This window comes from Pantoea sp. CTOTU46764 (assembly GCF_031974595.1).
GTDB classification, from domain to species: Bacteria; Pseudomonadota; Gammaproteobacteria; order Enterobacterales; family Enterobacteriaceae; genus Pantoea; species Pantoea trifolii.
Map to the genome: position 1 here is coordinate 1 of NZ_DALYOQ010000068.1, position 11,207 is coordinate 11,207.

At 55.3% G+C, this 11,207-nt stretch carries 9 protein-coding genes and 2 pseudogenes; all 11 read left to right on the plus strand.

The window, feature by feature from the left end; all coding sequences use genetic code 11:
* Nucleotides 1-842: pseudogene (locus RTM06_RS18340) on the plus strand (penicillin-binding protein 1C); the annotation flags it as partial.
* 168 nt (nt 843-1,010) lie between these two features.
* Nucleotides 1,011-1,442 (plus strand): nucleoside-diphosphate kinase, encoded by a 432-nt coding sequence (gene ndk, locus RTM06_RS18345; protein WP_007884899.1) that lies wholly within the window; start codon nt 1,011-1,013, stop codon nt 1,440-1,442.
* 188 nt (nt 1,443-1,630) lie between these two features.
* Entirely contained in the window at nt 1,631-2,800 is a 1,170-nt protein-coding gene (locus RTM06_RS18350; RefSeq protein ID WP_007884898.1) for a bifunctional tRNA (adenosine(37)-C2)-methyltransferase TrmG/ribosomal RNA large subunit methyltransferase RlmN, read from the plus strand.
* Between the two features lie 75 nt (nt 2,801-2,875).
* Entirely contained in the window at nt 2,876-3,610 is a 735-nt protein-coding gene (gene pilW / locus RTM06_RS18355) for a type IV pilus biogenesis/stability protein PilW (RefSeq protein WP_312184116.1), read from the plus strand.
* Nucleotides 3,600-4,616 (plus strand): cytoskeleton protein RodZ, encoded by a 1,017-nt coding sequence (gene rodZ / locus RTM06_RS18360; RefSeq protein ID WP_256697115.1) that lies wholly within the window; start codon nt 3,600-3,602, stop codon nt 4,614-4,616. The genes pilW and rodZ overlap by 11 nt, the downstream gene beginning before the upstream one ends.
* A 38-nt stretch (nt 4,617-4,654) precedes the next feature.
* Nucleotides 4,655-5,776: a flavodoxin-dependent (E)-4-hydroxy-3-methylbut-2-enyl-diphosphate synthase gene (ispG, locus tag RTM06_RS18365; protein ID WP_101763487.1), complete on the plus strand. Its 1,122-nt coding sequence runs from the start codon at nt 4,655-4,657 to the stop codon at nt 5,774-5,776.
* A gap of 106 nt (nt 5,777-5,882) precedes the next feature.
* Nucleotides 5,883-7,157, plus strand: coding sequence for a histidine--tRNA ligase (gene hisS / locus RTM06_RS18370; RefSeq protein ID WP_256697113.1), 1,275 nt, complete (start codon nt 5,883-5,885; stop codon nt 7,155-7,157).
* Nucleotides 7,158-7,196: 39 nt separating this feature from the next.
* Nucleotides 7,197-7,814 carry a YfgM family protein gene (locus RTM06_RS18375; RefSeq protein WP_256697111.1) on the plus strand — a complete coding sequence of 206 codons (618 nt, stop codon included), beginning with the start codon at nt 7,197-7,199 and terminating at the stop codon, nt 7,812-7,814.
* A gap of 19 nt (nt 7,815-7,833) precedes the next feature.
* The gene (gene bamB / locus RTM06_RS18380; RefSeq protein ID WP_154155662.1) at nt 7,834-9,015 is read left to right on the plus strand and encodes an outer membrane protein assembly factor BamB; all 1,182 of its coding nucleotides are present in this window, start codon (nt 7,834-7,836) and stop codon (nt 9,013-9,015) included.
* 178 nt (nt 9,016-9,193) lie between these two features.
* Nucleotides 9,194-10,684 (plus strand): ribosome biogenesis GTPase Der, encoded by a 1,491-nt coding sequence (gene der, locus RTM06_RS18385; protein WP_101763491.1) that lies wholly within the window; start codon nt 9,194-9,196, stop codon nt 10,682-10,684.
* Nucleotides 10,685-10,781: 97 nt separating this feature from the next.
* Nucleotides 10,782-11,009 (plus strand): annotated as a pseudogene (locus tag RTM06_RS18390) (zinc ribbon domain-containing protein).
* The last annotated feature ends 198 nt before the right edge of the window (nt 11,010-11,207 follow it).

The window sequence follows — 11,207 nt, forward strand, 5'->3', positions numbered from 1 at the left end:
CGCCGGCCAGCGGCGCGGTGCCGGAGATCGCGCCTTTGGCGTGGAAAACCGGGACCAGCTACGGCTATCGCGATGCATGGACGATTGGTATCACGCCGCGCTATCTGATTGGCGTGTGGGTTGGGCGACCGGATGCGACACCGGTCGCCGGGCAATTTGGTTTTGCTTCGGCGGTACCGGTAATGAATCAGGTCAATAATCTGCTGGCTGGCCATATGCCAGTGAACGGTGCGCCGCGCGATCCGCGCCCGCAAGCGGTCAGCGCCATGAGCATTTGCTGGCCTGGCGGTCAGCCGTTGCCCCTCGGCGACGAGAACTGTCGTCAACGTCGTCAGAGTTGGGTATTGAATCAAACCGTGCCGCCAACGCTGCTGGCGCCGAGGCAGGAAGGCGTTAATGGTTTGCGCCAGCGCTACTGGCAGAACAGCCGGGGATTACGCGTGGCGGCCGATTGCCCGGATGCACAAAGTCACGAGCGCCTGATGTGGCCGCTGCCGCTGGAACCCTGGCTGCCGGTTGCTGAACGCCGTGCGCAGCGCTTGCCACCGATCGATCCCGCTTGTCCGCCGCTCAATCAGGGGAACGCGCCGCCGATGGTGATTACCGGTGTGATCAACGGCCAGCGCGTGCAACCGCTGCCGGGCAAAGTGGTACTGGTGATGCCGGTCGCGGTGCAGGGCGGACAAGGTGAGCAGCGCTGGTGGTTTTTAAACGGGCAGCCACTGGAGCGGGACGCGAATAATAAGAGTGCGGCGCTGGTGCTGGATGAGCCGGGCAGTTATCAACTGGTGGTGATGGATGAAGCGGGGCAACTCGCATCGGTGTCATTTATCCGCGGTTGAGTGCATGGATATGGCATACTTTTTGCCTGCGCGCCCCGACAAAAATCAATTATTTTCAATAATTCCGCAAATCGCTAATAGGCAACGCGCTGTGATATCCCTATAATCGGCGCGTTTTCTTACCGGGAGGAGCTCCCGGATTCTTCAGGATGCTAACTAGAGGTCAACATGGCAATCGAACGTACTTTCTCAATCGTGAAACCAAACGCCGTCGCTAAGAACGTGATTGGTGCAATCTATAACCGTTTTGAAAGCGCGGGCTTCAAAATCGTTGGCGCAAAAATGCTGCACCTGACCAAAGAGCAGGCTGAAGGCTTCTACGCTGAGCACAAAGGCCGTCCATTCTTTGATGGTCTGGTTGAATTCATGACTTCTGGTCCAGTTGTGGTTTCTGTACTGGAAGGCGAAAACGCCGTTCAGCGTCACCGCGATCTGATGGGTGCAACTAACCCAGACAACGCGCTGGCAGGTACTCTGCGTGCGGATTACGCGGACAGCTTCACCGAGAACGCAACCCACGGTTCTGACTCTGCTGAATCTGCAGCACGCGAAATCGCGTACTTCTTCGCAGAAAACGAAGTCTGCCCACGCACTCGCTAAATGCGTTGATCGCCCAAGCGGACACGCGTCTTTACAGCTGTTCAACATCTGTGAAACGGTTCCCCTGGCATCATGCAGCAGATGTAGTACAATTATGCGCCCTTGTTGAGCCCGCCTCAGCGAGGGCGCTGTTTTTTTCCTACTATTAACCAGAGCCGTAACGTGTAACAACGAGGCCAGAGAACATTATGTCCGAACAGATTGTGACGCCGTCGTCCGCTTCCCCCGTGGTTGTTTCCCCAAAAAACGAAAAAATTAACCTGCTGGATCTTAACCGTCAGCAGATGCGTGAATTCTTTCTTGAGATGGGCGAAAAGCCGTTCCGTGCCGATCAGGTCATGAAGTGGATGTATCACTACTGCTGCGATGATTTCGAGCAGATGACCGACATCAACAAAGTGCTGCGCGGTAAGCTGATGCAGCGCGCTGAAATCCGTGCGCCGGAAGTGGCGGAAGAGATGCGTTCCACCGATGGCACCATTAAATGGGCGATTCGCGTGGGCGACCAGCTGGTTGAAACCGTCTATATCCCTGAAGCGGATCGCGCAACCTTGTGCGTCTCTTCGCAGGTAGGCTGTGCGCTTGAGTGCAAATTCTGTTCGACGGCGCAGCAGGGCTTTAACCGCAACCTGCGCGTATCAGAAATTATCGGCCAGGTATGGCGCGCCGCGAAAATCATCGGTGCCGCGAAAATTACCGGTCAGCGTCCGATCACCAACGTGGTGATGATGGGCATGGGCGAGCCGCTGCTGAACCTGAACAATGTGGTACCAGCAATGGACATCATGCTGGACGACTTCGGTTTCGGCCTGTCAAAACGTCGCGTTACGCTCTCCACTTCGGGTGTAGTGCCGGCGCTGGATAAGCTGGGCGACATGATCGACGTAGCGCTGGCAATTTCGCTGCACGCGCCGAACGATGCCATTCGTGACGAGATCGTGCCGATCAACAAAAAGTACAACATCGAGACTTTCCTTGCGGCGGTAAAACGCTACATCGGCAAGTCCAACGCCAATCAGGGCCGTGTCACCATTGAGTACGTGATGTTGGATCACGTCAATGACAGCACCGACAACGCGCATGAACTGGCGGCACTGCTGAAAGAGACGCCGTGCAAAATCAACCTGATTCCATGGAACCCGTTCCCCGGCGCGCCGTATGGCCGTAGCTCTAACAGCCGTATCGATCGCTTCTCCAAAGTCCTGATGGATTACGGTTTCACCACCATCGTGCGTAAAACCCGTGGTGACGATATCGACGCCGCGTGTGGTCAGCTGGCGGGCGATGTGATCGACCGTACCAAGCGTACGCTGCGTAAGAAAATGGCGGGCGAAGCCATCTCTGTGAAGGCGCTCTGAAAGCCAGCGCCTGCTGATATTCACCGGGCGTAACTCATGTCAGTCTCTCCGCATATTTTTTATGGAGAGACTGAAATGCGTAAAGGATTACCCGTAGCGATTCTGGCTGGCTTTGTTGTAACCGGTTGTGTCAATCATCCCGCTAGGCAAAGCGCAGCGGATATTCGTTTGCAGCTCGGATTGCATTACCTGGCGGTGAAGGATTATGCCGCTGCACAGCGCAATTTATTGCGTGCTCAGCAGGCAGCGCCGAAAGATTATCGCGTCCCGTTGGCCCTTGCTCGGGTGGCACAGGCGCAGCAGAACAGCGCACAAACCCGCTGGCACTATCAGCGGGCGCAGCAGTTAGCGCCGCTGAATGGTTATGTGGCTAACAATTACGGTGCGTTTCTCTGCGGTTTAAGGCAGTATGACGAAGCGCATCAACAGTTTAAGCTGGCCATTGAGGCGCAGGAAATCGATGCTCGTCAGGATGCATTCCTGTTTTCGGGCTATTGTTACCTGCAGGCTGATGAGAGTGCCGCAGCGCGCGAGCAGTTAGGTTACGCGCTGGATGCCGCACCGGAGCAGGGCAGTCAACTGCTAAGGGAAGTGGAAAGGCGGCTTGAACAGCAGGAACAGCAGTCGGTTCCGCTGCTTTTAGAAGTGTACCATCAGCGTTTGCCGGCAACGGCAGAGAGCCTGTGGTTACAGATACGTTTCGCCGCGCAACAGGGAAACGCTGCTGACGTTACACGTTATGGCGACCGGTTGGCGCGAAGTTTTCCACAATCGATACAGTACCAGCGTTATTTAGCTAATGAATACTGAAGCCACTCAAGAGAATTCTGCAGTACATTCCACAGGTGAACGCCTGCGTCTGGCCCGTGAGCAGATGGGGCTGACCCAGCAAAACGTCGCTGAGCGCCTGTGCCTGAAACTTACTACCGTGCGTGATATTGAAGAGGATAAGTCACCTGCTGATTTAGCCTCGACATTCCTGCGCGGTTACATTCGCTCCTATGCCCGTCTGGTGCATGTGCCGGAAGATGACCTGCTGCCGATGATGGCAAAACAGGCTCCGGTGCGCGCGGCCAAGATCGAGCCAATGCAGAGCTTCTCATTGGGTAAGCGTCGTAAAAAGCGCGATGGCTGGCTGATGATCTTCACCTGGTTGGTGATTTTTGTCGTAGTCGGTTTAACCGGTGCGTGGTGGTGGCAGAACCATAAAGCGTCCCAGGCTGATTTGGTGTCGATGGCCGATCAAAACGGCAGCGGCGACAATAGCCAGTCGATTCCATTGGGCGACAACAGCACCGACAGCAATGCCGATGCAGATACCAACGCAGCCGGTACGCCAATTGATAACGGTGCTGGCGCTGTCGCCACGCCGGAAAGTAACACCGCCGCACCTGCGGCGAGCACTAGCACTCCAGCGCAAACCAACGGCAGCGACAACGCCGTGGTTTCGCCGAGCCAGGCACCAATTGATACGGCGCCGCCAGCGGCGACGTCTCCGGCGCCAGCGAACAGCGTTCCTGCCGGCCAGATGCCTACCGGAAATGCGGCTGTCAGCCAACCGGCAGGCGATCCGAATGCCATCGTGATGAACTTCAAAGCCGATTGCTGGCTGGAAGTCAGCGATGCGACCGGCAAGAAGTTGTTCAGCGGTCTGCAACGTAGCGGCGGTAAGCTGAGTTTGTCCGGAACGGCTCCGTATCGTCTGAAAATTGGCGCACCAGGTGCGGTTGACGTGCAATATCAGAATCAGCCCGTTGATTTAAGTCGTTTTATCCGTAATAACCAGGTTGCCCGTCTGACGCTGGGTGCGCAATAACGCGCAGCGCGCTTTCCGGGTAATTGTGGAGAGAGAATATGCATAACGAAGCACCCATTATCCGTCGCAAATCAACACGGATTTACGTCGGCAAGGTGCCAGTTGGCGATGGCGCGCCCATCGCCGTTCAGTCAATGACCAACACCCGCACCACTGATGTGGACGCCACCGTTAACCAGATTCGCCAGCTTGAGCGCGTCGGGGTTGATATCGTGCGCGTCTCTGTTCCTACGATGGATGCGGCTGAAGCCTTCAAACTGATTAAGCAACAGGTCAACGTGCCGCTGGTAGCGGACATTCACTTTGACTATCGCATCGCACTAAAAGTCGCTGAATATGGCGTGGATTGTCTGCGTATCAATCCAGGCAACATCGGCAACAATGAGCGTATCCGCCAGGTGGTGGATTGTGCGCGTCATTACAATATTCCGATCCGCATCGGCGTGAATGCCGGTTCGCTGGAAAAAGATCTGCAGGAAAAATACGGCGAGCCCACGCCGCAGGCGCTACTCGAATCCGCGATGCGCCATGTGGATCATCTCGATCGCCTCAACTTTGATCAGTTCAAAGTGAGCGTCAAAGCCTCCGACGTGTTCCTTGCCGTTGAGTCCTATCGTCTGCTGGCGAAAGCCATCGATCAACCGCTGCACCTCGGTATCACCGAAGCGGGCGGCGCGCGTGCGGGTTCAGTGAAATCGGCGATCGGTTTAGGTTTACTGCTGGCCGAAGGCATTGGCGATACGCTGCGTATTTCGCTGGCGGCCGATCCGGTTGAAGAAGTCAAAGTCGGCTACGACATCCTCAAATCTCTGCGCATTCGTTCGCGCGGCATCAACTTTATCGCCTGTCCGACCTGTTCGCGTCAGGAGTTTGATGTCATCGGCACGGTGAATGCGTTGGAAGAGCGTCTGGAAGACATCATCACGCCGATGGATATTTCCATTATCGGATGCGTGGTGAACGGTCCGGGGGAAGCGACAGTGTCTACTCTTGGCGTGACCGGTGGCGCCAAGAAAAGCGGCTTCTATGAAGATGGTGTGCGCCAACGTGATCGTCTCGATAACAACGACATGATCGACCAGCTGGAAGCGCGTATTCGCGCCAAGGCCAGCATGCTGGATGAAAGCCGCCGCATCAACGTGCAGCAGCTGGAAAAATAATCGTGGTGCGCGCCTGTCGCGTGCCAGTTTGTGATTGAACCTGTGCGGTTTCATCCTCATAAGGTATGATGCCGCTCAGGTTTTTTTGTCTTAAAGAGATTCTAACGTGGCGAAGAATATTCAAGCGATTCGCGGGATGAACGATTACCTGCCGGCGGATACCGCGATTTGGCAGCGTATTGAAGGCACCCTGAAGCAGGTGCTGGCCAGTTATGGTTACAGTGAAATCCGTCTGCCAATCGTTGAGCACACCCCGTTGTTCAGCCGCGCGATCGGTGAAGTCACCGACGTGGTTGAGAAAGAGATGTACACCTTTGAAGACCGCAACGGCGAAAGCCTGACGCTGCGTCCGGAAGGTACCGCAGGTTGCGTACGCGCCGGTATTGAGCACGGCCTGCTGTACAACCAGGAACAGCGTTTGTGGTACACCGGCCCGATGTTCCGCTACGAGCGTCCGCAGAAAGGTCGTTATCGTCAGTTCCACCAGATGGGTGTGGAAGTCTTTGGTCTGCAAGGCCCGGACGTGGATGCTGAGCTGATTATGATGACCGCGCGCTGGTGGAAAGCGTTAGGTATCGCCGAACACGTTGAGCTGGAACTGAACTCTATCGGTTCGCTGGACGCGCGCGCCAACTATCGCAGCGCGCTGGTGGCGTTCCTGGAGCAACATCAGGACGTACTCGACGAAGATTGCAAACGCCGCATGTACACCAATCCACTGCGCGTGCTCGACAGCAAAAATCCTGACATCCAGAAACTGTTAAATGATGCGCCAACGCTGGGCGAGTTCCTTGATGAGGAGTCGCGCGAGCACTTCAGCGGGCTGTGCGCCTTGCTGGACGACGCGGGCATTAAATATCGTATCAACCAGCGCCTGGTGCGCGGCCTCGATTACTACAACCGTACCGTGTTTGAATGGGTGACCAGCAGCCTCGGTTCGCAGGGCACCGTATGCGGTGGCGGACGTTACGATGGTTTAGTTGAGCAGTTGGGTGGCCGTGCCACGCCAGCGGTCGGTTTTGCCATGGGTATGGAGCGTTTGGTGTTGCTGGTGCAAGCGGTTAATCCAGAATTTGAACCGACGCGCATTGTTGATGTCTATGTTATCGCTTCGGGGCAGGGCGTTCAGTCCGCCGCGATGCAACTGGCGGAAAAACTGCGTGATGCTGATCCGGCATTGAAGCTGATGACCAACTTCGGTGGCGGTAACTTCAAGAAGCAGTTTGGACGTGCAGACAAGTGGGGCGCACGCATTGCGCTGGTGCTGGGCGAAGATGAAGTGAAAGCGGGCCAGGTTGTGGTGAAAGACTTGCGTACTGGCGATCAACAGACGCTGGCTCAGAGCGACGCCGCTGCGACGTTGCGCACGCTGCTGCAGTAAGCGCAGCACTGCAACAGCCATTTTAAAGAGAGGGATTGCGTGGAAGTTTACAGCAACGAAAACGAACAAGTTGACGCGCTGCGTCAGTTCTTTGCCAACAATGGCAAATTCCTGGCCGTTGGCGTAATCATCGGTATCGCTGCGCTGGGTGGCTGGCGTTTCTGGTCCAGCCATCAGGAAGGAACCGATAAAGCGGCATCAGCAGAATATCAACAGCTGACCAGCGCGATGCAGGCGGACAAGCCGGATTCGCTGCAAGCGGTCGCCACTTTCGCCAGCGAAAACAACAACACCTACGGTGCGTTAGCGTCGCTGGATCTGGCGAAGCAGTATGTTGAAACCAATCAGCTCGATAAAGCGATCACTCTGTTACAGAGTGGGCTGAAAGATACCAAAGATGCCAATCTGCAGGCGGTGATTAACCTGCGTCTGGCACGCATTCAGTTGCAGCAAAGCCAGGCCGATGCCGCACTTTCTACCCTTAACAATGTTAAAGGTGATGGCTGGACAGCCATTGTGGCGGACATTCGTGGCGAAGCACTGCTGAGCAAAGGCGATAAGCAGGGCGCACGTGATGCCTGGAGCAAAGGTGCTGAATCGCAGGCCTCTCCTGCGCTGAAGCAAATGCTGCAGATGAAGATGAATAACTTAAGTTAAGCCAGTCAAGAGAGCGCACATGGAATTACGTAAATACCTGCTGCCAGGGCTGATTTCAGTCACTCTGCTCAGCGGTTGCTCGCTGTTCAGCGGCGAAGAAGATGTAGTAAAAATGGCCCCGCTGCCTAAAGTGGAAAACCAGTTTACGCCGCAGACCGCGTGGAGCACCTCAGTCGGCGACGGCGTTGGTGATTTCTATTCCAATCTGCATCCAGCCTGGCTGGACGGTACCGTGTATGCTGCGGATCGTTTTGGTGTGGTTAAAGCGCTTGATGCCAGCAATGGTAAAGAGAAGTGGAAAGTTGATCTCTCTGAGAAAACCGGCTTCTTCTCGAAAAACATCTCGGCACTGCTTTCTGGAGGCGTAACGGCCAGCGGCGATCGCATCTACATCGGTAGCGAACGTGGTCAGGTATTTGCGTTGAATACCAGCGATGGTGGCATTGCCTGGCAGACCAAGGTCGCCGGTGAAGCGCTGTCGCGTCCGGTAGTGAGCGACGGTTTAGTGCTGATCCACACCAGCAACGGTATGCTGCAAGGTCTTGATCAGAGCACTGGCGTAATCAAATGGACCGTCAACCTCGATATGCCTGCGCTGTCACTGCGCGGTGAATCGGCTCCGACCGTGGCCTTTGGTGGCGCAATCGTCGGTGGCGACAATGGCCGCGTGAGCGCAGTCATCGTCAACCAAGGTCAGCTGATTTGGCAGCAGCGTATTTCGCAGCCAAGCGGCGCAACGGAAATCGATCGCCTGAGCGACGTCGATACCACGCCAGTCGTGGTAAACGGTGTGATTTATGCACTAGCGTATAACGGTAACCTTACCGCGCTGGAACTGCGTTCTGGTCAGGTTCTGTGGAAACGTGAGATTGGCGGCGTGAAAGACATGGTGGTGGATGCGGGTCGTATCTATCTGGTCGATCAGGATGACCGCGTGATTGCCCTGAATGCTGACGGTGGCGTAGCCATCTGGCGTCAAAGCGATCTGCTACATCGTAATCTGACCTCACCGGTGCTGTTCAACGGTTATCTGGTGGTGGGCGATAGCGAAGGTTATCTGCACTGGATCAACACCCTTGACGGCCGCTTCGTGGCGCAGCAGAAACTGGACAGCGATGGCTTCCAGACTGAACCGGTTGTCGCCGGTGACAAGCTGCTGATCCAGGCGAAAGGCGGAGAAGTTTACGCCATCACCCGTTAAGGATTTGGCTCTGCGGGAACGCGTTTCCCGCTCGCTTACACGGCTCCTGATTCGTCAGGGGCCGTTTCGTTTTTAGTCAGGCATGGTATTCTTTGCGCCTTCAGCCTGACGCCTGGCGTCAAATGTCGTTATAATCACTCCATTCGGGCGAATTATTTTAAAAACTGAGGCAAGTGTTATGGTACCTGTGGTCGCGCTGGTTGGGCGTCCCAATGTGGGAAAATCTACGCTATTTAACCGTTTAACACGCACACGTGATGCGCTGGTGGCGGATTTTCCTGGACTGACTCGCGATCGCAAATATGGTCGCGCCGAAGTGGAAGGGCGCGAATTCATTGTTATTGATACCGGCGGTATTGATGGCACCGAAGAGGGCGTAGAAAACCGCATGGCGGAGCAGTCGCTGCTGGCGATTGAAGAAGCCGATGTGGTGCTGTTTATGGTGGATGCGCGCGCGGGCGTAATGCCGGCGGATCAGCAAATCGCTAATCATCTGCGTGCGCGTGAGAAAGCCACCTTTGTTGTCGCCAACAAAACTGACGGTATTGACCCGGAAGCGGCGGTGCTGGATTTCTATGCGCTGGGCTTAGGCGAGATTCACGCCATTGCAGCTTCGCATGGCCGCGGCGTTAACAGCCTGCTGGAAACCGCACTGTTGCCGTGGATGGAAGAAATCGTTCCAGAAGTCGAGCTCACTGAAGAAGAAGAGAACGCTGCTTATTGGGCCGATTTAGAAGAAGAGAGTGAGAAGGCGCTGGAGGAAGAGGAAGAAGAAGACTTCGACCCAACCACACTGCCAATCAAACTCGCCATCGTCGGCCGCCCCAACGTGGGTAAGTCAACGCTGACTAACCGTATTCTTGGCGAAGATCGTGTCGTGGTCTTCGACATGCCTGGCACCACGCGCGACAGCATCTATATTCCGATGGAACGTGATGGACGTGAGTATGTCCTGATTGATACCGCTGGCGTACGTAAGCGCGGTAAAATCACCGAAACCGTCGAGAAATTCTCGGTTATTAAAACGTTGCAAGCGATCGAAGACGCTAACGTTGTTATGCTGGTGATTGATGCGCGTGCCGGAATTTCCGATCAGGATCTGTCGCTGCTTGGCTTCATCCTGAATAGTGGGCGCTCACTGGTGATCGTGGTCAACAAATGGGATGGCATGACGCAGGAAGCCAGAGATGAAGTCAAAGAGATGTTGGACTTCCGCCTGGGCTTTATCGATTTTGCGCGCATCCACTTCATTTCAGCCCTGCACGGCAGCGGCGTCGGTAACCTGTTCGAATCGGTGACCGAAGCCTACGACTGCTCCACCAAACGTGTGGGCACCGCCATGTTGACGCGCATCATGACCATGGCCGCCGACGATCACCAGCCGCCATTGGTGCGTGGTCGCCGCGTGAAGCTGAAGTATGCGCACGCCGGTGGTTATAACCCGCCCATCGTGGTGATTCACGGTAACCAGGTGAAAGATCTGGCCGATTCCTATAAACGTTACCTGATGAACTACTTCCGTCGTTCACTCAACGTGATGGGTACGCCGATTCGCATTCAGTTCAAAGAGGGCGATAACCCGTACGCGGGCAAACGCAACCTTTTGACGCCAACGCAGCAGCGTAAACGTCAGCGTCTGATGTCGCATCTGAAGAAGAACAAGCGTTAAGAGATGAAAAGGGCCCAGCAGGGCCCTTTTTTTATGAACCTGTACGCGTAGGGGCGCCATTCATGGCGATCGGTGCGCACCACGCAGAGGACAATTGATGAATTTTTCCTGCCCAGCCTGTCAGCAATGACTCACTCACAATGAAACCGGTTTTGACTGCCCCAACTGTGAACGTCATTTCGCACACATCGCCTCATGCCCGGATTGCCACCAGCCGTTGCAGGTGCTGAAAGCCTGCGGTGCGGTGGACTACTTCTGCCAGCACGGCGACGGCCTAATTTCCAAAATACGTGTCGAATTCATCCCTGACTTAACGTCGCAATAATAAAAGTCACGATACGCCGTCATATTTATGAATAGCTTACGGCTGGATTTGTAGCAAAAATGCTATTAACCAGTGACTGCCGCGTTATGGATATTCACTTTTTATTGTACCAGGTGGTACAATCCTGCCGCCTTGTAGCGAGAATCACTCTCACCTGCGTTGTGTCCTCGCTCACAAGCGCCGAATCACGGGCATTGC